Genomic DNA, 19,610 nt, shown 5'->3' with positions numbered 1-19,610 from the left:
GACGGTCACGTCACCGCGGCGTCTCAGACCGCGGCGAGAAGGGCCGCCTCGACCCGTTCCCGGGCCGCCGGGTCGGTCCAGGCACCGACGAGGTAGAACGCGTCGACCACGTCTCCGCCCAGCGTGGAGATGCGGGCTGCGCGGACGTCGGCGCCGGCCTCGTCGAGCGCGGACGCCACCCGGAAGAGCAGGCCGGACGAGTCGGCCGCGCGCAGCTCCAGCACGGCCGCGTCGGTGGCGGCGCCGCGGTGCCAGACCACCCGGGGCGCGGCGCCGCCGCGGGCCGACATCGCCCGGGCGCGCAGCCGCTGGGTCACCGACACGTCGCCCGAGGCCACCCGGCGCAGGTCCGCGGCGAGCGCCACCGGGTCGGCCGGCGAGCCGTACCGGGGCTGGGTCAGGAACTCCACGATCGCCCGGCCGTCCACGGTGGAGACGTCGGCCGCGATCACGTCGAGGCGGTGCAGGGCCAGGCACGCGGCCACCGAGCCGAGCAGGCCCCGGCGGTCGGCCGCGGCGACCGCGACCCGGTCGCCGTCGAGGTGTACGGCGGGCAGGCCGCCGGCGAGCAGCTCCGGGTCCGGTTCGGGCGGGGCCGGCAGCGCGCCGCTGTCCAGCGCGGTGTGCACCCGCCGGACCAGCTCGGCGATGAGCCGGCCCTTCCAGTCCGACCAGGCGGCCGGGCCGGTGGCGTGCGAGTCCGCCCGGGCGATGGCGTGCAGCAGGTCAAGGGTCGCCGGGTCGCCGACGGCCTCGGCGACGGTGGTGATAGTGACCGGGTCGCTGAGGTCCCGGCGGGTGGCGACGTCGGGCAGCAGCAGGTGCAGCCGGACCAGCTTCTCGACGGTGGCCACGTCCGTTGGCGGCAGGCCGATCCGGGTGGCGACCTCGGCGGCGATCGGCGCGCCGACGATGCTGTGGTCGCCGGGCAGGCCCTTGCCGATGTCGTGCAGGAAGGCGCCGATGAGCAGCAGGTCGGGCCGGTACACCTCGCGGGTGAACGCGCTCGCCTCGTACGCGGCCTGCACCAGGTGCCGGTCCAGGGTGTACCGGTGGATCGGGTGGTGCTGCGGGAGGCTGCGCACCCGGGCCCACTCGGGCAGCCACGCGTCGATCAGGCCGTACCGGTCGCAGGCCTCCCAGGTGGGCAGCAGGCCCCGGCCGGAGCCGAGCAGGGAGACCAGGGCGGCGCGGGCCGCGGGCGGCCACGGCATCGGCAGCGGCGGGCAGAAGGCCGCCAGCCACTCGCAGGTGGCGCGGGCGATGGGCAGCCGCACGGTCGCGGCCGCGGCCGCGACCCGCAGCGACAGGGTGGGGTCGGGTACGGGTCCGATGGCGGTCCGCGCCAGCACCAGCTCGCCGTCCTGCTCGACCACGTCGCGCGCGACCGGGCGGCGGGTCGGCCGGGCCGGGACGCCCCGGCGGCGGCCGCTGCGCAGCCGGTCGGCGGAGCGCCAGGCGTCGTCGAGGGCGTGCGCGATAGTCCGGGCGTCGCCGGAGACCCGGCGCAGCAAAGCGTCGGAGCCTTTAGACCGGTCAGGGGTTGTGGCGGGGTGGTTGGACGGGCCGTCGTCCACGCCGAGCAGGTCGGCGACCGCCGCGCGCTCCTGCGCGACGAGCCGGTCGACCCGGCGGCCGACGGCGAGGTGCAACGCGTCGCGGGTGTCGAGCAGCCGCAGGTTCGCGGCGCGGACGGCGGGGCGCATCGTGTCGGCGACGCCGGCCCGGCCGATGCCGCGCAGGATGGTCAGGTCGCGCAGGCCGCCGGCGGCCTCCTTGAGGTCGCCCTCCAGCAGGAACGCGAGCTCGCCGTGCGTCGCCCAGCGGGTGGCGGTGAGCTCCTTGAGCTGCGGCAGCAGCCGTACGGCGGTGCGCCGCCACTGGTCGGAGGCGGCCGCGATCAGCTCGGCGGAGAGGCCCTCGTCGCCGGCGACGTGCCGGGCGTCGAGCAGGCCGAGCGCGACCTTGACGTCGTCGTGCGCGACGGAGAGCGCCTCCGGCAGGGTGCGCACGGAGTGGTCGAGGCCCAGCCGCGCGTCCCAGATCGGATACCAGAGCGCGGAGGCGATGCGATCGATGCCGGCCGTGCCGTTGTGCAGCAGCACCAGGTCGAGGTCGCTGTGCGGTGCGCAGTCCCGGCGGCCGAGGCCGCCGACCGCGACCAGGCTGACGCCGGGCAGATGGCCGGGGAACATGGTGGCCAGCCACGCGTCGAGCGCCGTCGCCCGGGCGGCCCGGCCGGCGGCGCCGATGTGCCGGCGCAGCGTGTCCAGTGAGCCGCCGGACGGTACCTCGGGCGGCGCCGACGGCTCACTGACCACGTATGACAAATTGCTTCCTTCTGGTCGAATACCTCAGGGAACCGGGAGCTACAGCGCGTCGAGGCCGCGTTCGCCGGTGCGTACCCGGACCACGTCCTCCACGGCCGTGACCCAGACCTTGCCGTCACCGATCTTGCCGGTCCGTGCCGAGGTGATGACGGCGTCGACGACCTTCTCGACGTCGATCTCGTCGGTCAGCACCTCGACCTTGATCTTCGGGAGGAACTCCACCGTGTACTCGGCACCCCGGTACACCTCGGTGTGGCCCTTCTGTCGTCCGTACCCCTGTACCTCGCTCACGGTCAGGCCCGCCACGCCGAGCGCGTGCAGAGCCTCCTTCACCGCGTCGAGCTGGTACGGCTTGATGACCGCGGTCACCAGCTTCATGCTCAGTCCTTCCATCGCAGCCATCAGGGGAAATTAACCGGCGACCTTTTCACCGACGGGAGCGGTCCCGTCGGTGCTGCCCGACTGCTTGATCCCGGCGATCGCGAAGGCGCTGCCCGAACCCGTGGTGGGCGAGAAGTCGTACGCACTCTCGGCGTGCTCGGCGACGTCGATGCCCGCCACCTCGGTCTCGGCGTCGACCCGGAAGACCTTGACGGCCTTGAGGATCAGCGCGAGAACGATCGCGATGCCGAGGGAGTAGACCGTGACCGCGGCGCTGCCGACGAACTGGCGCCACAGCTGGTCGACGCCACCGCCGTAGAACAGGCTCTCGCGGGCGGCGACGGCGTTGACCTGGGTGGTGGCGAAGAAGCCGATGCCCAGGGAGCCGATCCAACCGCCGACGAAGTGGACGCCGACCACGTCGAGCGAGTCGTCGTAGCCGAGCTTGTACTTCAGGCTGACCGCCAGCGCGCAGACCGCACCGGCGATGATGCCGAGCAGGGCCGCGGGCAGCGGGGCGATGAAGCCACAGGCCGGGGTGATGGCGACCAGACCGGCGACCGCGCCGGAGGACGCGCCGACCAGGGTCGGCTTGCCGTCGCGGAGCCACTCCACGATGATCCAGCCGAGCAGCGCGGCGGCCGTGGCGACCTGGGTGTTGACGAACGCGACCGCGGTGATGCTGTCGACGGTCAGCTCCGAGCCGGCGTTGAACCCGAACCAGCCGAACCAGAGCAGGCCGGCGCCGATCGCGACGAACGGCACGCTGTGCGGCTTCATGGCCTCGCGGGGCCAGCCGACGCGCTTGCCGAGCACCAGCGCGACACCGAGCGCCGCGGCGCCGGCGTTGATGTGCACCGCGGTACCACCGGCGAAGTCGAGCGCGCCGAGCTTCGCGCCGATCCAGCCGCCGCCCCAGACCCAGTGCGCGACCGGGACGTAGACGAGGGTGAACCAGCCCGCGGCGAAGAGGATCCAGCCGCCGAACTTGAGGCGGTCCGAGAGCGAGCCGCTGATCAGGGCGACGGTGATGATGGCGAACATCATCTGGAAGACCATGAAGACGTAGGTCGGGATGCCGGTGCCGGCGCCCGCGATCATCCACTCCTCGCCGATCCAGCTGGTGCCCGTGCCGAAGTACTGGCTGAAGCTGCCGATGACGTTGTTCACACCGGAGCTGCCGTTGGTGCCGAAGGAAAGGGTGAAGCCGTACAGCACCCACAGGACGGAGATGAGCCCGATACTCGAGAAGCTCATCATCATCATGTTCAGGGCGCCCTTGGACCGGTTGAGGCCACCGTAGAACAGCGCCAGGCCGGGAGTCATAAGCAGTACGAGCGCAGACGACAGGAGCAACCAGGCCGTATTGCCGGTGTTGATCTCCACGCTGCCTCCTCTCGGATTAGGTGTCCTTCTGCACCGGCCGCGGGGGGAACCAGCGGATGAGATGCAGCCTCGGCCACGGGCGGCGTCGCCTGTTGGCCGGTTCGGGCGGAAGCCTTTCGTTCTGCTGTTTCGCACACGGTCTACGCGCGATTTCCGACGCGTGACGGCTTGTTTCGTACGTGTGAAGAAACTCTCACAGCAGGCCGAACAAAGCACGCTGAACAGGGACAATAAACCCAAGGAGACACGGGAAGAGGATCATCAGCACGTCAACGGGACGTCACCGCAAGGCGTACTCCAGGGTGTGCCGCTCGTAATCGAGCAGCCGGAGGTCGCGCATCGGTCGCCGCAGGTGTCCCTTGTGCACTATGCGCACGAAGGCCGGGTCGCCGGCCGCGGCCATCCGCCGGATGCCCTCCACGTGGTCCACGATCCGCCGGCGGATGGTCCGGACCAGCCGATGCCGGTCCCGCGGGATCAGGCCGTACGCGTCCGCGAACAGCCGCAGCCGGCGCGGCCGGTTGGGCCGCTTCCAGCCCAGCGTGTATGAGTCGCGGTCGCTGAACAGCGGCACCCAGGTCCAGGCCGCGTAGGCAACGTCGTAGATGCGCGCGCCGGGCGACGCGAGATCGAAGTCGATGAGCGCCAGGGTGCCGTCGGGGCGCCAGACCACGTTGTGCGGTGCGGCGTCGTGGTGGCAGATCACCTCGGTGTCCGGGGGCGGCGGGCCGAACGAGCGCCAGACCGCGCCCGGCGGCGGCTGGAAGCCGTACTGCGCGTCGTGGAACATGCGCAGCATCGTCGCGACCGTGACCAGCGCCTCCTCGGTCGTCCAGTGCGGGGCGAGCGGGTACTCGCCGCACTCGCCGTCCAGGTACGACAGCACCTCGCGGCCACGCTCGTCCATGCCCAGCGCGTGCGGTGACCCGGTGAAGCCGACCCGTTGCAGATGGTTGAGCAGCGAGTGCACGGCCGGCGTCCACGGGCCGGCGTTGCGGCGCACGGTGTCGCCGACCTTGGAGACGGTGCTGACGTTGCCACCGTGTAACGGGATCTCGCGGCGGGAGTCCTGAAGCTCGTGCTCCTGCGTCACCCACGGCCTCCCCTGGACGCGCCCCGCGGTCGGGGTCCACCGCCCCCGAGCCTACGCGTCGGTGCCAAGCAGAGCCTCGACGAACGCGGCGGGATCGAACGGCGCCAGGTCGTCCGGGCCCTCGCCAAGACCGACCAGCTTGACCGGAATCCCCAGCTTGTTCTGCACGGCGATGACGATGCCGCCCTTGGCGGTGCCATCCAGCTTGGTGAGCACGACCCCCGTGACATCCACCACGTCCGTGAAGACCCGGGCCTGTTCCAGGCCGTTCTGCCCGGTGGTGGCGTCGAGGACCAGCAGCGTCTCGTCGACCGGTCCGTGCTTCTCCACGACCCGCTTGACCTTGCCGAGCTCGTCCATCAGGCCGACCTTGTTCTGCAGGCGGCCCGCCGTGTCGATGAGCACGGTGTCGACGCCGGTGTCGATGCCGCGCTTGACCGCGTCGAACGCCACGCTGGCGGGGTCGCCGCCCTCCGGGCCGCGGACCGTCTCGGCGCCGACCCGCTCGCCCCAGGTGACGAGCTGCTCGGTGGCCGCGGCGCGGAAGGTGTCGGCCGCGCCGAGCAGCACCGTGCGGCCGTCGGCGATCAGCACCCGGGCCACCTTGCCGCAGGTGGTGGTCTTGCCGGCGCCGTTGACGCCGACCACAAGCATGACCGCCGGCCGCCCGTCGTGCGGCGTCGTCTTGAGCGTGCGGTCCATCCCGGGGTCGAGCGCCGCGGTCAGCTCCTCGGCGAGCTGGGCGCGTACCTCGGCCACCGTCCGGGTGCCGAGCACCCGGACCCGCTCGCGCAGCCGCTCCACCAGGGCCTGTGTCGCCTCGACGCCGACGTCGGCGGAGATCAGGCTGTCCTCGATCTCCTCCCACGCGTCGTCGTCAAGGTGATCGCGGGAGAGCACGCTGAGCAGGCCACGGCCGAGGACGCTCTGCGAGCGGCTGAGCCGGGCCCGCAGCCGCACCAGGCGGCCCGCGGTGGGCTCCGGCGTCTCGATGACCGGCTTCGCCTCCACCGGCGGGGCCGTCTCCGCGGGCGGCGCCTCGGCGACCGGTGCCTCGGCCGGCTTGGTGATCAGCGGCGGCAGCTCCTCGGCCGGTGGCGGCGGGGGCAGCTCGCGGCGGCGCAGCCGGGGCACGACCAGACCGATGGCGCCGACCACCAGCACAAGCAGCAGGATCAGGGAGGCGACCACGTATTCCATTCCGAAATCCTGACAGATGTCCCGCGGGCGTGTGGGAGCACCCGGCTCCGCCGGGCGGCTTGCCGATGATCTCCGGGCGCCCGCTGGCGCAAACCCGGGCCGCTGGGCAGGATGGGATCATGTCGCGCCACCCGGTTACCCGTTGACCGCCCACCTGCTCATCGGGCCCGTGCTACGCCGCGTGGCGGGCGACCGGGCGACGATCTGGGTGGAGACGACCTCACCGGCCGTCGTCCGCGTGCGGGTCGCCGGCGGCGGCGCCGGCTCCGCGTCGACCTTCACCGCGTACGGGCACCACTACGCGATCGTCGTGGTCGAGGGCCTGGTCCCGGACTCCGCCAACGAGTACGACGTGTCGCTCGACGACCGCCCGGTGTGGCCGCTGCCCGACTCGCCGTACCCGCCGAGCGTGATCGTGACCCGTCCCGCCGACGACGCGGACCGCGGCGTCAGCCTGACCTTCGGCTCCTGCCGCGAGGCGACCGCGCACTCCACCGGCCGCCGGCTGCCGCCCGACGCGCTGGACGCGTACGCCCGGCGGCTGATGACCGACCCGCGCGACCCGGACCTGCGCCCCGACCTGATCGTGCTGCTCGGCGACCAGGTGTACGCCGACAACACCTCGGCGAAGGTCCGGCGCTTCCTGCGCGGGCGGCGGGCTTCCGGCCACCGCGGCCCGGCCGACCAGGTCGTCTCGTTCGACGAGTACACCCGGCTCTACCTGGAGTCCTGGCGCGATCCCGAGGTGCGCTGGCTGCTGTCCACCGTGCCGAGCGTGATGATCTTCGACGACCACGAGATCATCGACGACTGGAACACCTCCGCCTCCTGGCGCAGGGACATGTCGGCGCAGGACTGGTGGCCCGAGCGGATCTCCAGCGGGCTGGCGTCGTACTGGGTCTACCAGCACCTGGGCAACCTGAGCCCGGACGAGCTCGCCGTGGACACGCTGCTCGCCGCGATCACCTCGGTGCCGGACGCGACGGCGATCCTGCACGACTTCGGCATCTCCGTCGACTCGCCCTCCTCGGCGGAGAACACCGACCGGCCGTACCAGTGGAGCTTCGCGCTCGACATCGGGCGTACCCGGGTGGTCATGCTCGACAACCGCTGCAACCGGGTGCTGACCACGGGCGGGCGCGAGATGCTGCCCGCGGCGGAGTGGGCGTGGTTCGTGGACCAGGCGCACGGCGACTACGACCACCTGGTGGTCGGCTCGTCCCTGCCGTGGCTGCTGCCGCCGGCCATCCACCACCTCGAGGCCTGGAACGAGCGCCTGGCCGACTCGCCCGGGTCGCGCCGCGCCGTATTCGCGGAGAAGGTCCGCCGCACCTTCGACCTGGAGCACTGGGCGGCCTTCACCCGCTCCTTCGACGCGCTGACCGAGCTGTTCCGGCGCCTCGGCGACGGCGGGCCGGGCGCACCCGGTCACCGGGTCGGCGCGGGCGGGGCCTACGCGGCACCGGCGTCGATCAGCGTGCTGTCCGGGGACGTGCACCACTCGTACGTGGCGCGGGCGGACCTCGGGCCGGCCACGGCGACCCCGGTGCATCAGCTGACCTGCTCGCCGATTCACAACCAGGTGCCGGCGTTCATGCGGCCGGCGATGCGTTTCAGCTGGTCACGAGCGGCGGCCCGGGCGGTGCGCGGCCTTGCCAGGTCCGCCGGGGTGCGCCGGCCGCCGGTGCGGTGGAAGCGGCTGGCCGGGCCGTACTTCGGCAACGCGGTGAGCACGCTGCGGCACGCGGGGACACAGGCGGACGTCCGCGTCGAGGAGACGAACCGGGACGGCGAGCTGACGACCCGCGCCGACGTCCACCTCCAGGGCGCCTGACCAGGTGATCAATAGATCAATTTGGTTACTTCGATACTCCGTTGTATTGTAGGGACAACCCGATGCCACGACCTTTCCCGGGAAGGTAGTGACCTTGGTTTCCCGACAGTATGATTCGAGTATGACGAGGCGGATTACTGTGAGTCTTCCCGACGACGTAGCCGAATATCTCGACAAACATCCGAACAGCTCAGCAATCGTCACAGAGGCGGTGCGAGCACGCATGGAGCGCGGCGCTACCACCAGGAGGATGTTGGCCGAAGTCGGCATCAACGTCACCGACGAGGGTGTCGCGAAGTGGCGTGGAAAGTTCGGTCCACCGACCGAGGCGCAGCGCGCGGAGAGCCAGCGCCGCTTGGAGGCGATCCAGGCCGGTCGCTGGCCAGATGAGGAGCCGGCGGAATGACAAACCCGCTGCAGGAGGCTCCCGACATCAGGGCGGTGCTCGATCGCTCAGCGATCCAGTCCTACGGACTGGGCCACATCCACGTCGGCGAGATGCTGATCGAGATCGCCGACGCAAAGGGCCACGCCGGCATCCCGGCCACCGCGCTGCTGGACGCGCATTCCAGCTTCGCGGACGACAAAGTGGCCAGGGCCAGGCTGAGAATGCTCGTGCTGCTGCCCGCAGCGGCGATGCTGGACCTGGATGCAATATCGGCCGACAGCATCGCTGACACGAGGCAGGCCGCTGAAGGCGATCTGTCGAGGGCACACTCGGTCTGGGCCGCGCTGAAACACTCCGCGATCTATCTCACCACCGAGCCCGAGCAGTCCGCCCGCATGATGGACGGCGATCGCATCATCGCGATACCTCGCGAGGACGCGTGACCGGCTGAAAGTGTCGTAGGGGCGGTCCAGGATGGCTCCATGACTGCCTGGACCGCCGCTACAGCGCGGCTGAGTGAGCGAACTCCGATCGGGTGTCGGTGGGCCCGCCGACACCCGATCCACCACCACGACGGCCGGGCTGCGGCTGATGGCTGACGACCTCTGGCGTCTGCACGCCGTCGCGGGCGACGCCCTGCTCGGCGAGCTCAAGGTCTACGACTACGACTTCCCCTGGCTCAACGCCAGGCTGGCCGCGACTCGGGCCTTCGCGCCGCTGCGGCCCCTGTTCGACGAGGAGGCGCGGCTGTCGGGCTCGGGCGACTTCGGGGGTGACTGGGAGGCGGCATACGCCCGGGTGCGGGCCGCCACCTACCTCGTCGACCCCGGCGGCGCCCGGGTGCCCGAGTTCCTGCTGCACATCGACGGCGACGAGGCCTGGTGGCGATACAGCGACGAGCCGTTCGACGAGGACGACGAGTGAGGACGACCGGCGAGGGTCAGGCCCGGGGCAGCTTGGCGGCGCCCTGGTCCTGGAGGGTGAAGGTCGTCTCCAGGGCGGAGTCGCCGATCTCCTCCGCCACCAGCCCGGTCGCGCCCAGCGGGTGCCACTGGAGGAAGGCGGCCCGGTTGCGCACCGCGTAGGTGGTGCGGCCCTCCTCGTCCCGGCCCGACGCCTCGAAGGTGAAGAGCTGTGCCGGTTCTGCGGCGTCGCACGCGGCGGTGACCACGGTGAGGGTGCCGGCGGCGGCGCGCACCTGTAAGCAGAAGGGCTCGCCGCCAGCGCGCAGGGCGCCGGTCTTGATGAGACGTTCCGGTGCGCCGCCGCCCTTGGGCACCGGCACGAAGAGCGCCCGGTCGGTGTAGTCGTCCGTCACCTGTAGCCGGCCGCCGCCGGTGACGGCGAGCACCGAGTCCGGCAGTTCCGTCTCGTTGAGCCGCGGCAGAAAGAAGACCTGCCGCTTGCCGTCCAGGAAGCCTGCGGGCGCCGGCGCCTCACCGAGACCGGAGGTGGCGCTGGCCGTCGGCCCGGGCGAACCGGCGGGCCCGCCGACCGCACCGGGTCCACCGGTCGCGCCGGCGGAGGCCTCGCCGGACGGCGCCGCGGCGGCCGAGGGCGGGAGGGAGTGCGAGCCTGAGGAGGGCGGGGCCGCCGAGGAGTCGTCGTCCGCGGAGCAGCCCTGCAACGCGAGGACGAGAACGACCGCCCCGAGCAGAGTCTTACGCATCGACATCCTCTCAGCCGCGGCCAGCCTACGTCGCCGATCGACGACCGGCCGCACCGATCAGGCCGATCAGGTCGCGATCGCGAGGGCCTTGCGGAGGTAGGGCAGGTCGTGTGCGCCGGACCAGCGGTAGGCGGGCATCTTCCGCGCGCGGGCGCCGCGGACCGCGCGGTCGTCGTCGTCGACGAAGAGCACCCAGGGCGACTCGACGCCGAGCGCCGCGCAGGCCTGGTCGAAGTATTCCGGGGCCGGCTTGTGGATCTTCAGCTCCCAGGAGCTGACGATCGCGTCGAACTCGCCGGTCAGGGCGAGCCGGTCGAGGTCGCCGCGGAGCAGGTCGGTGGCGTTGGTGGCCAGGCCGACCGGGAGCCCGGCGGCCCGCACCTCGCGCACGAACGCGAGCGCCTCGGGGTCGACGGTGCCGCGGTGCCGCTGCCACTCGGTCACCGCCGCCTGCGCGTCCGCCTCCGGCAGCGGCAGGCGGGACGCGACCAGGTGCATCCACTCCGCGTCGGTGATCTCGCCGGACACCGCGGGCCGCAGCAGTTCCCAGGCCATGGCCGTGCCCAGCAGCGCGCCGGGCTCCAGGCCGTACGTCCGCTCGACCGTCGCGGGCACCTCGGGGTCCCACCGGCGCAGCACGCCGTCGAGGTCGATGAGCAGCGCCCGCGCGGGCTGCCGCTGTAGGGAGCGGACGGTCTTCACTGGATTCTCCGCCGCGGGCACGTTCAGTCCTCCGGTTCGCGGTTCAGCCGCTGGCTGATCACCTGGGTGACGCCGGCGCGCATGGTGACGCCGTAGAGGGCGTCGGCGACCTCCATCGTGCGCTTCTGGTGCGTGATGATGAGCAGCTGGCTCTTCTCCCGCAGCTGCCGGAAGAGGGTAATCAACCGGCCCAGGTTGACGTCGTCGAGGGCGGCCTCGACCTCGTCCATGATGTAGAAGGGGCTGGGACGGGCCCGGAAGATCGCGCAGAGCATCGCCACCGCGGTCAGCGAACGCTCGCCGCCGGAGAGCAGCGACAGACGCTTGATCTTCTTGCCCGGCGGCCGGGCCTCGACCTCCACGCCGGTGGTCAGCATGTCCTCGGGGTCGGTGAGCACCAGCCTGCCCTCGCCGCCCGGGAAGAGCACCTGGAAGACGGTCTGGAACTCGCGCGCGGTGTCCTCGAACGCCGACGTGAAGACCTCGAGGATCCGGTCGTCGACGTCCTTGACGACGGTGAGCAGGTCCTTGCGGGTCGCCTTGAGGTCCTCGAGCTGGTCGGAGAGGAATTTGAAGCGCTCCTCCAGGGCGGCGAACTCCTCCAGCGCGAGCGGGTTGACCTTGCCGAGCAGGGCCAGGTCGCGCTCGGCCTTGTTGGCCCGCTTCTCCTGGGTGGGGCGGTGGAACGGCACCGGCTCGGGCGTGTCCTTGCCGTCCTTCTCCGCCAGCGCGACCTCGGCCTGGGTCGGCGGGACGAGCTGGTCCGGGCCGTACTCGGCGACCAGCGTGTCGACGTCGAGCGAGAAGTCCTCGGCGGCCTTCGCCTCGAGCTGCTCGATGCGCATCCGCTGCTCGGCGCGGGCCACCTCGTCGCGGTGCACCTCGCTGGTGAGCCGCTCGAGCTCGGCGATCAGGCGCTTCGCGCTCGCGCGTACCTCCTGAAGCTGTGCCTCGCGGGCGGTCCGCGCCCGGGCCAGCTCGTCGCGGGCCTCGAGCGCCGCGGCCAGCGAGACCGCGACGCGGGCCATCGCGGCCGCCGCGCCCAGCGCGACCGCCTTCGCGATCTCGGCGCCGCGGGCGCGGGCCGCGCGGCGGGCCGCGGCGCGCTCGCGGGCCTGGCGTTCCGCGTTGGCCTGGCGCATCAGAGAGTCCGCGCGGCCGGCGATCGAGGAGACCCGCTCCTCGGCCGTGCGCACGGCGAGCCGGACCTCCATCTCGTTCTGCCGGGCCTGCGGCACCAGCGCCGACAGGGTGTCGCGCTCCTCGGTGGAGGGTTCCTCGTCGATCGGGGTGGCCTCGGCGAGCCGCAGCCGCTCCTCCAGCTCGGCGAGCCCGGCCAGGTCACGGTCCCGGTTGCCCTCGGCCTTCTGCCGCGACGCGCCGAGGCGCTCCGACTCGGCCTTGGCCGAGCGGGCGGCGGCGCCGAGCTCGGCGAGCCGGCGGGCGGCGGCATTGCGCTCGCCCTCGGCGGCCCGCTTGGCGGCGGCGGCGACGTTGACCGCCTCCTTGTGCTCGGCCACCTCGGCGCGGGCGTCGGCGAGCTGGGACTTCAGCTCCCCGATGGACTGCTCGGCGGTCTCCCGGTTGGCCCGGGCCTCATCGACGGCGGCCTGCACCTCGATGTAGCTGGTGGCCTTGCCGGAGCCGCCGGCCGCGGCGTGCGCGCCGAGCACGTCACCGTCGGGCGTGACCGCGCGCAGCTCGGCGTTCTGCGCCACCAGGCGGGTGGCGGCGGCGAGGTCGGGCACCAGGACGACGTCGCGCAGGGCGCGGTTGAGCGCGGGGCGGATCGTGTCGGGACAGCCGATGACGTCGGGCGCCCAGATCGCGTCCGCGGGCAGCTCCGGCCGCAGGGAGTCGAGCGATCCCCGCATGCCCGGCGCGGCGGGGCCGCCGACGATGAGCGCGGCCCGGCCGGCATCAGCGATCTTGAGCGTACGCATGGCCTCGACGGCCTCGTCGATCCCGGAGAGCGCGACCGCGTCGGCGAGCGCGCCAAGGGCGGCCGCGAGGGCCGCCTCGTGCCCGGGCCGGACGGTGAGCATCGAGGCGAGGCTGCCGAGCAGGCCGGGCACCTGGCCGGCCTTGCCGAGCAGGGCGCCGGCGCCGTCCTTGCGCTTGAGGCCGAGTGCGAGCGCCTCCTCGCGGGCCTTCCAGCTCGCGGCGTCCTTCTCTGCCGTGCGCTCGGCGTCGGACAGCTCCTTGACGACGGCGGCGGCCCGGTCGTGCGCGGCGACGGCCTCGGCGTGGCGCTCGTCCAGCTCGGCGTTGTCGCGATCGGCCTCGGTGGACTCCGCGGCGACCGCGTCGACCTCGGTCTGCGCGGCCTCGGCCCGCATGAGCGCGTCGTTGTGCGCGACGGCGAGCCGCTCGATCTCCTCGGCGGCGCTCCCGGTACGCGCGCGTGCGGCGTTCACGTTGCCGGTGAGCTTGGCCAGGCCCTCGCGGCGGTCCGCGATCGCCTTGGCGGCCGCGCGCAGGGCGCCCTCGGCCTGCAACAGCTGGCGCTCCAGCTCCTGGCGGTGCTCGACGGCCTCGGCCAGGCGCATCTGGTCCTCGGTAAGGGCCTCGCGCAGCTCCTCCTCCTGCTCGCGGACCCGCTCGGCCTCGGCGACCAGCTGGTCGGGGTCGCGGCCCGGGCGCTCGTCGTCCGGCGCCGCGGCGAGGTGGCGCAGCCGCTCGCTGGCCAGCTGCTCGGTCGAGCGGAAGCGTTCCTGTAGCGCGGAGAGCTTGTACCAGGTGTCCTGCGCGGCCGCGAGCAGCGGCGCGTCCTCCGCGTGCGCGGCCTCGAGGTCGGCGAGCCAGCGCTGTACCTCGCGGTTCTCCTCCTCGACCTGCGCTCTGCGGTCGCGCATCGCCGACTCGTCGGCGATCTCCTTGTCCAGGGTCGTCCGCAGGGTGTGCAGGTCGTCGGCGAGCAGCCGCAGCCGGGCGTCGCGCAGGTCGGACTGGATGCCGGCCGCGCGGCGGGCGACCTCGGCCTGCTTGCCCAGCGGCTTGAGCTGGCGGCGCAGCTCGGCGGTGAGGTCGTTGAGCCGGTTCAGGTTGGTCTGCATCGCGTCGAGCTTGCGGATCGCCTTCTCTTTGCGCTTGCGATGCTTGAGGACGCCGGCGGCCTCCTCGATGAAGGCGCGGCGGTCCTCGGGCTTGGCGTGCAGCATCGCGTCGAGCCGGCCCTGGCCGACGATGATGTGCATCTCCCGGCCGATGCCGGAGTCGCTGAGCAGTTCCTGGATGTCGAGCAGGCGGCAGGAGCTGCCGTTGATCTCGTATTCACTCTCGCCGGAGCGGAACATCCGGCGGGTGATCGACACCTCGGTGTAGTCGATGGGCAGGGCGCCGTCGCCGTTGTCGATCGTGAGGGTCACCTCGGCGCGGCCGAGCGGGGCGCGGCCGGCGGTGCCGGCGAAGATGACGTCCTCCATCTTGCCGCCGCGCAGCGCCTTGGCGCCCTGCTCGCCGAGGACCCATGCGATGGCGTCGACGACGTTGGACTTGCCGGAGCCGTTCGGACCCACCACACAGGTGATGCCCGGCTCCAGCCGCAGCGTCGTAGCGGAGGCGAAGGACTTGAAGCCCTTGACCGTCAGGCTCTTGAGGTGCACGGATCTCCGGGGGTCGGCGGGTATCTGCTCGTCAGGAGGTTACCCGCAGGTGCGCACCTTGTCCGCGCACGCCGCGCGTCCCGGAACGTGCCCGTTCCTGGCCAGTCGGCCCCACTTGTCCGATTACCCGAGGAGTGATGGACAGGTCGAATGAGCCCGCGGGCAAAAAGATGCGCGCCGCCACTGAGGGTGGAGGCGCGCTTCGCGGGGTGCGTCACGTGATGCGAGGGGATCTTGGGCACCGGTTCGCGGCGCCCGGTGAAGCTCAGGTCAGCGCCGGCTCGGTCAGCCGCAGAAGATCGTCTGCCTCTGCGGCGGCGGCCGCGAGACGATCGTTCTCCGCCCGGAGGCGGGTGATCTCGAACTCCAGAGCCTGCACCCTGGAACGCAGTCGGGTGACCTCGTCGAGTAGGCGCCGGTCGGGCGCCGCACCTACGTGGCCGTAGAGGGCCTTCGCCATTTCGTCTCCTTGTAAAGCGCTGCCGGAAAGGCCGGCCAAACGCGCGCCCAGTGGTACCGCACACGTCATACTCACGGACACGCGTGAGTACAAACTCCTGCACCCCGGAACGTGCTGTGGATGCAAATTGACCCGCATCCAGGACTCGACTGGACGCAGATGGGCGCGACTGGCGACTTCTCCATGGTGCGCCGATACCCACGCTCCGTCAAGCCATGCGCACCGCGTCAGCCCCGCCCGACAAGTGAATCACGCCACCCCCACCGCGCTGCCCAGGAACTACTTCTTTCCGGGCCTGGCAGCCGCCTACCGGGCGACTGCTTTCGGTTACCCAGCGGAGCCCCCTCGATCACCAGGAGCGGGGTCTAACTTTTCGGGCGTTCCAGCCGGAAATCACCCCGAAAACAGACAAACAGTGCGAACTACTGTCGCCTGCGCGACAGCATCCCGTTACTTTTGCCCGCTGTGTCGTTGCAGCCTTCGTGATATCGCCCCCGTCGCGCCTGTGGAGCTGACCGCATGCGCATCTGTCTGCTCACCGGGGGCGGCTACCCGTTCCGCCGGGACGCCCTCGGCGGGTGGTGCCGGACGCTCGTCGACGGCCTCGGCCGCTTCACCTTCGAGCTGCTGACGGTCACCGACCGTGAGCCGCCGGGCGGGCCCGCCTTCCCGCTCCCCCGGCACGTGGCGTCGGCCAAGGCATACGCACTCACCCGCGAGAGCCGGCGCCGCGACAGCGGCGACGACCACGCCACCGCCGCGGCGAACCTGCTCTGCCGGGGCCTGCTCGCCGAGCCGGAGCCGGAACTGGCCGACGCGCTGTTCGCCAAGGGCCTGCTCGGGCTCTCCGTGCTGGCGGAGTCCGCCGACCAGCCGCTGAGCGGCGTGCCACTGACCGACGTGCTGCTGGACGCCTGGCGGGCCGGGCGGCTGTCGGCGAGCGAGGAGCGGCTGCCCCGGCTGAGCCTGCGGGACGCCCGGACCGCCGCGACCCTGCTGCGCAACGCGGCCCGGGCGCTGTCGGTGCCGGTGCCCGCCGTCGACCTGGTGCACTGCGTCGGCGGGACCACGCCGCTGCTCGCCGCCCTGGCCGGCCGCTGGCGTACCGGCATCCCGCTGCTGCTCACCGAGGCGCGGGCGCCCGTCGCCCGGCCCCGGGCCGGCGAGGAGCGGCTCTCGCCCGCGGTGCGCACGGTGCTGCGCCGGTTCCGCCGGGCGGTCGCCCGCACCGGGTACGCCGAGGCCGGGCTGATCGCGCCGCTGAGCGCGTACCACCACTCGTGGGCGCTCGGGCACGGTGCCGAGCCGGGGCGACTGGTGCCGGTGCCCGCGGGCGTCGACCCGGCCGACTTCCCGTCCGCGCCGGAGTCGCGTACCCAGCCGGCCATCGTCTGGGCCGGCAACGGGGGGCCGGACAGCGGCCTGCGCCCGCTGCTCGACGCGTTCACCGCGGTCGCCGCCGCCGTGCCCGGGACCGTTCTGCACCTGGTCGGCGTCGCGCCCGCACACGAGGACCACTGTGCCGAGCAGGTCGAGCGGACCGGGCTGGGCCGGGCGATCCGACTGCACCCGCTGCCCGCGGACCCGAGCGACCGGTACGCGGCCGGGCACCTCGTGGTGCACGTGCCGGGACCGGCCGACCCGCCGTACCGGCTCATCGAGGCGATGATGTCCGGCCGCGCGGTGGTCGGCATCGACGTCGGCCCGGTCGCGGAGACCCTCGGCGACGCGGGCGTCCTCGTGCCGGCCGGCGACCCGGCCGCGCTCGCCGCCGCCTGCGTGAGCCTGCTGCACGCGCCGGCCCGCCGTCGCGCCCTCGGCGACGCCGCGCGACGCCGGGCGCTCGCCTACTTCACCGCCGACCGGGTCGTGCGGGTGTACGGCGCGCTGTACACCGATCTCGCCGGGCCGCCGCTCGCCACCGCGTACGAGCTGGCCCTGGCCGTCCCCGCGCCGCGGGTGGCGCACCCCGCCGGCCTGCGCTGGCTCGCCGAGGCCCGGGAGGACCGATGACCGACCTGGCCCGGCGCCGCACCCGGCGGGCGCCCTCGCTGGCCGCGACGCTGCTGCTGCGCTGCGCGCTCTACCTCGGACCGCTCAGCGCCGCGGTCGCCGCGTTCAAGCCGCTCGCCGGCGCCGCCTGGCAGGTGCCGACCGGCACGCTGCTGCTCGGCTGGGGCGTCGCGCAGGCCCTCGCCGGTGCCGGCGCCGCCGTCGCCCGGCGGCACGGTCCGGGCGCGGGAGCCCGGCTCGTCGGCTGCGGATTCGCCGGCTCGGCCGCCGCGTGGTGCGCGTTCGTCCTGCTCGCACCGGCGGCGGGCGGCGGCAGCCCGGCGGGCGCGATGGCGTTCGGCGTGTGCGTCCTGGCCGCCCTGGCCACCGTCACCGCCGCACTGGTCACCCATGAAGAGCTGGCCGTCATCCGGTGGAGCCTGCCGTGCTGGCTGCTCGCCGCGGTCTCCGTCGCCGGGGCGATCGGCGACACGGCGGCCGACCGGGTGCCCGTCACGCTGCTGCTGCCCGTCGCGGTCGCGCTGGCCGCCGTCCGTGCCTTCCGGCCCGCCCTCGGCCCCGCCGCCTCGTTCGGCCTGCGCGCCGCCGACCTGCACGGCGCCGCCGGGCGCCTGGTGCTCGGCCTGGGCCAGGCCGCCTGCGTAGTGCTGCTCTGGCGGGCCGGGCCGCCCGGCGCGACCTCGCCCGCCGTGCTGCCGCTGCTCGCCGCCGTGCCGGTGCTCGAGGCGCTGATCGGCTGGCACCGGCGGCAGGTCGAGGCCGGGCTGGACGTCGCCGAGAGCGACGAGGAGTACCGCGCGCACGTCGGCGGCGTGAACCTGGTGACCTCCGCCGCGTTGCTGCCCCCGCTCGCCGCCGGCCTCGCGCTGGCGCTCGGCGCGTACCGGCTGCCGGCCGGCCTCGACGGCGCCCGGGCGGGCGTGCTCGTCTTCGCCGGCGGGATCCTGCTCAGCGGCGTACTCGCCGTGACCCTATTGCTCGCCGCGCGCGACGCCACCGTCGTCGCGGCCGCGCTCGCCGTCGCGCCGCCGCTGGCGGCGGTCGCGACCCCGCTGGTACCGGCGCTGCCGCCGGATCCCCTGCCCACCGTCGTCGCCATCCTGGCGGCGACCCACCTCGTCGGCCTGCTGACCGTCGCACGAACCGACGCAGACCCCCGGAGGATGTAGTGAAGACGTTGTTCCCCATGTACGCCCAGCCGTCGCCCGAGCTGGCCCTGGACGCCGACACCTGGGTCGTCCAGGAGCGACCGGGCCCGCGCCGCTCCGCACACCAGGTGCTGGGCCGGGTCGACCTGGACTGGGGCGGGCGCTCGCTCGCGGACGTGCTCGCCGATGTGGACGCCTGGCGTGAGGACGGCGCCGAGGGCCTCTTCCTGGACCGGGCGCCCGCCGGGTCGGGCGGGGTCGGCCCGGTCGCGCTGACCGTCCGGCTCGCCGCCCGGCGCGGGCTGCACCGGGTCGTGCTCAACCCGGGCGTGCCGACGCACCCGCTCTACCGCGACCTCGGCGTGCGGATCTGCACGTTCGACGGCCCGTGGTCGGCCTACCAGGGCTGGGACGGCGACGGCGGGCGGATCGGCGACGGCCACCTCGTGCACAGCGTGCCGACGTCGCTGATCACCGCCGCGCGGCGGTTGATGGGCCGCCGGGGCGCCGGCTTCGGGCTGGCCACCGACGCCGGCCCGCTGCTCAGCGCAGCGGTTGCCGGGGCCGTGGCTGACAGCGCGGACAGCTGTAGGACGAGCGGTTCATGAACTGCTCGCGGCGCATGATCGTGCCGCAGCGGTGGCACGGCTGCCCCTCCCGCCCGTACGCGTTCAGCGCCCGGTCGAAGTACCCGCTCTCGCCGTCGACGTTCACGTAGAGGGCGTCGAAGCTGGTGCCGCCGGCCACGAGCGCCTCGCCGAGCACGTCCCGCACGTGTGCGAGCAGCCGGCGCACGGCGGGCCGGGTCAGGGCGTCCGTCGCGCGGGCGCCGTGCAGCTGCGAGCGCCACAGCGCCTCGTCCGCATAGATGTTGCCGACCCCCGAGATCAGGGTCTGGTCGAGCAGCGCACGCTTGATCTCGGTGTGCCGGCGGCGCAGCGAGGCCACGAAGAGCTCGTCGTCGAAGAGCGGATCCATCGGGTCGCGGGCGATGTGCGCGATCTCGCGCGGCAGCTCGGCGCCGTCCTCGGAGACCGACAGCCCGCCGAACGTCCGCTGGTCGACGAAGCGCAGCTGCGGGCCGGCGTCGTCGAACGTGATCCGGACCCGCAGGTGCGTCTCGTCCTCGGCGCCGGCAGGCTGCATCAGCAGCTGCCCGCTCATGCCGAGATGGGCGATGATCGCGTCGCCGGAGTCGAGCGGCAGCCACAGGTACTTGCCGCGGCGGGCGACGTCCAGGATCGTCCGGCCCTTCAGGACGGCGGCGAAGTGCACGTCGCCGGGCAGGTGGCGGCGGATGGCCCGGGGGTGGCGCACCTCGACGGTGTCGATGCGCCGGCCGGTCACCCACTTGGCCAGTCCCTGGCGGACGGTCTCGACCTCGGGAAGCTCGGGCACGGG

At 73.1% G+C, this 19,610-nt stretch carries 17 protein-coding genes; 7 read left to right on the top strand and 10 right to left on the bottom strand.

Translation table 11 applies throughout. From position 1 onward, the window contains the following. Positions 1–23: 23 nt before the first annotated feature. The 5 genes from BJ971_RS04530 to ftsY all read right to left on the bottom strand — a co-directional run bounded on the left by BJ971_RS04530 (position 24) and on the right by ftsY (position 6,390). Complete coding sequence (locus tag BJ971_RS04530; protein WP_239087780.1) at positions 24–2,273, bottom strand: [protein-PII] uridylyltransferase; 2,250 nt, start codon at positions 2,271–2,273, stop codon at positions 24–26. Positions 2,274–2,369: 96 nt separating this feature from the next. Beyond that, the gene (locus BJ971_RS04525) at positions 2,370–2,708 is read right to left on the bottom strand and encodes a P-II family nitrogen regulator (protein WP_184998642.1); all 339 of its coding nucleotides are present in this window, start codon (positions 2,706–2,708) and stop codon (positions 2,370–2,372) included. A 33-nt stretch (positions 2,709–2,741) separates the two neighbouring features. After that, complete coding sequence (locus BJ971_RS04520; protein WP_184990087.1) at positions 2,742–4,097, bottom strand: ammonium transporter; 1,356 nt, start codon at positions 4,095–4,097, stop codon at positions 2,742–2,744. A gap of 280 nt (positions 4,098–4,377) precedes the next feature. Beyond that, the gene (locus BJ971_RS04515) at positions 4,378–5,190 is read right to left on the bottom strand and encodes a phosphotransferase (protein ID WP_184990084.1); all 813 of its coding nucleotides are present in this window, start codon (positions 5,188–5,190) and stop codon (positions 4,378–4,380) included. A gap of 51 nt (positions 5,191–5,241) precedes the next feature. After that, positions 5,242–6,390: a signal recognition particle-docking protein FtsY gene (ftsY, locus tag BJ971_RS04510; RefSeq protein ID WP_184990082.1), complete on the bottom strand. Its 1,149-nt coding sequence runs from the start codon at positions 6,388–6,390 to the stop codon at positions 5,242–5,244. A 142-nt stretch (positions 6,391–6,532) separates the two neighbouring features. Between ftsY and BJ971_RS04505 the strand changes: the two genes are divergently transcribed. The 4 genes from BJ971_RS04505 to BJ971_RS04490 all read left to right on the top strand — a co-directional run bounded on the left by BJ971_RS04505 (position 6,533) and on the right by BJ971_RS04490 (position 9,536). Then, on the top strand, positions 6,533–8,224 hold the full coding sequence (locus tag BJ971_RS04505) for an alkaline phosphatase D family protein (protein ID WP_239087778.1): 1,692 nt from the start codon (positions 6,533–6,535) through the stop codon (positions 8,222–8,224). A 121-nt stretch (positions 8,225–8,345) separates the two neighbouring features. Then, positions 8,346–8,630: a hypothetical protein gene (locus tag BJ971_RS04500; RefSeq protein WP_184990079.1), complete on the top strand. Its 285-nt coding sequence runs from the start codon at positions 8,346–8,348 to the stop codon at positions 8,628–8,630. Beyond that, entirely contained in the window at positions 8,627–9,055 is a 429-nt protein-coding gene (locus BJ971_RS04495) for a hypothetical protein (protein ID WP_184990077.1), read from the top strand. The genes BJ971_RS04500 and BJ971_RS04495 overlap by 4 nt, the downstream gene beginning before the upstream one ends. A gap of 73 nt (positions 9,056–9,128) precedes the next feature. Then, positions 9,129–9,536 (top strand): hypothetical protein, encoded by a 408-nt coding sequence (locus BJ971_RS04490; RefSeq protein WP_239087779.1) that lies wholly within the window; start codon positions 9,129–9,131, stop codon positions 9,534–9,536. A 16-nt stretch (positions 9,537–9,552) separates the two neighbouring features. Here the strand turns inward: BJ971_RS04490 and BJ971_RS04485 are convergent, their stop codons facing one another. The 4 genes from BJ971_RS04485 to BJ971_RS04470 form a co-directional block, all read right to left on the bottom strand. Then, entirely contained in the window at positions 9,553–10,281 is a 729-nt protein-coding gene (locus BJ971_RS04485; protein ID WP_184990075.1) for a hypothetical protein, read from the bottom strand. Positions 10,282–10,347: 66 nt separating this feature from the next. Further along, positions 10,348–10,983: an HAD family hydrolase gene (locus BJ971_RS04480; protein ID WP_184990073.1), complete on the bottom strand. Its 636-nt coding sequence runs from the start codon at positions 10,981–10,983 to the stop codon at positions 10,348–10,350. A 23-nt stretch (positions 10,984–11,006) separates the two neighbouring features. Further along, entirely contained in the window at positions 11,007–14,588 is a 3,582-nt protein-coding gene (gene smc, locus BJ971_RS04475; RefSeq protein WP_184990070.1) for a chromosome segregation protein SMC, read from the bottom strand. Between the two features lie 265 nt (positions 14,589–14,853). After that, positions 14,854–15,048 carry a hypothetical protein gene (locus BJ971_RS04470; RefSeq protein ID WP_125804837.1) on the bottom strand — a complete coding sequence of 65 codons (195 nt, stop codon included), beginning with the start codon at positions 15,046–15,048 and terminating at the stop codon, positions 14,854–14,856. 519 nt (positions 15,049–15,567) lie between these two features. Here BJ971_RS04470 and BJ971_RS04465 point away from each other — a divergent pair. From BJ971_RS04465 to BJ971_RS04455, 3 genes are read left to right on the top strand one after another with little or no spacing between them, the layout of a single operon-like run. Then, a complete protein-coding gene (locus BJ971_RS04465; protein ID WP_184990068.1) occupies positions 15,568–17,061 on the top strand; it encodes a glycosyltransferase in 1,494 nt (497 codons plus the stop codon). Continuing rightward, positions 17,058–18,230: a hypothetical protein gene (locus tag BJ971_RS04460; protein WP_184990066.1), complete on the top strand. Its 1,173-nt coding sequence runs from the start codon at positions 17,058–17,060 to the stop codon at positions 18,228–18,230. The genes BJ971_RS04465 and BJ971_RS04460 overlap by 4 nt, the downstream gene beginning before the upstream one ends. After that, a complete protein-coding gene (locus BJ971_RS04455; protein ID WP_184990064.1) occupies positions 18,230–18,817 on the top strand; it encodes a putative glycoside hydrolase in 588 nt (195 codons plus the stop codon). Before BJ971_RS04460 ends, BJ971_RS04455 begins: the two co-directional genes overlap by 1 nt. Here the strand turns inward: BJ971_RS04455 and mutM are convergent. After that, the gene (mutM, locus tag BJ971_RS04450; protein WP_184990062.1) at positions 18,753–19,607 is read right to left on the bottom strand and encodes a bifunctional DNA-formamidopyrimidine glycosylase/DNA-(apurinic or apyrimidinic site) lyase; all 855 of its coding nucleotides are present in this window, start codon (positions 19,605–19,607) and stop codon (positions 18,753–18,755) included. The two genes, BJ971_RS04455 and mutM, sit on opposite strands and share 65 nt — an antisense overlap. Positions 19,608–19,610 lie beyond the last annotated feature (3 nt).

The organism is Amorphoplanes digitatis, from assembly GCF_014205335.1.
Classification (GTDB): Bacteria; Actinomycetota; Actinomycetes; order Mycobacteriales; family Micromonosporaceae; genus Actinoplanes; species Actinoplanes digitatus.
The sequence above is the reverse complement of the archived record's forward strand: the minus strand, read 5'-3'. Positions and strand labels throughout refer to the sequence as shown.

Coding starts and splice junctions, on each gene's coding strand:
- BJ971_RS04525 (WP_184998642.1), bottom strand. CDS start 2,708: ATGAAGCTGGTGACCGCGGTCATCAAGCCGTACCAGCTCGACGCGGTG.
- ftsY (WP_184990082.1), bottom strand. CDS start 6,390: ATGGAATACGTGGTCGCCTCCCTGATCCTGCTGCTTGTGCTGGTGGTC.
- BJ971_RS04500 (WP_184990079.1), top strand. CDS start 8,346: ATGACGAGGCGGATTACTGTGAGTCTTCCCGACGACGTAGCCGAATAT.
- BJ971_RS04495 (WP_184990077.1), top strand. CDS start 8,627: ATGACAAACCCGCTGCAGGAGGCTCCCGACATCAGGGCGGTGCTCGAT.
- BJ971_RS04485 (WP_184990075.1), bottom strand. CDS start 10,281: ATGCGTAAGACTCTGCTCGGGGCGGTCGTTCTCGTCCTCGCGTTGCAG.
- BJ971_RS04470 (WP_125804837.1), bottom strand. CDS start 15,048: ATGGCGAAGGCCCTCTACGGCCACGTAGGTGCGGCGCCCGACCGGCGC.
- BJ971_RS04465 (WP_184990068.1), top strand. CDS start 15,568: ATGCGCATCTGTCTGCTCACCGGGGGCGGCTACCCGTTCCGCCGGGAC.
- BJ971_RS04460 (WP_184990066.1), top strand. CDS start 17,058: ATGACCGACCTGGCCCGGCGCCGCACCCGGCGGGCGCCCTCGCTGGCC.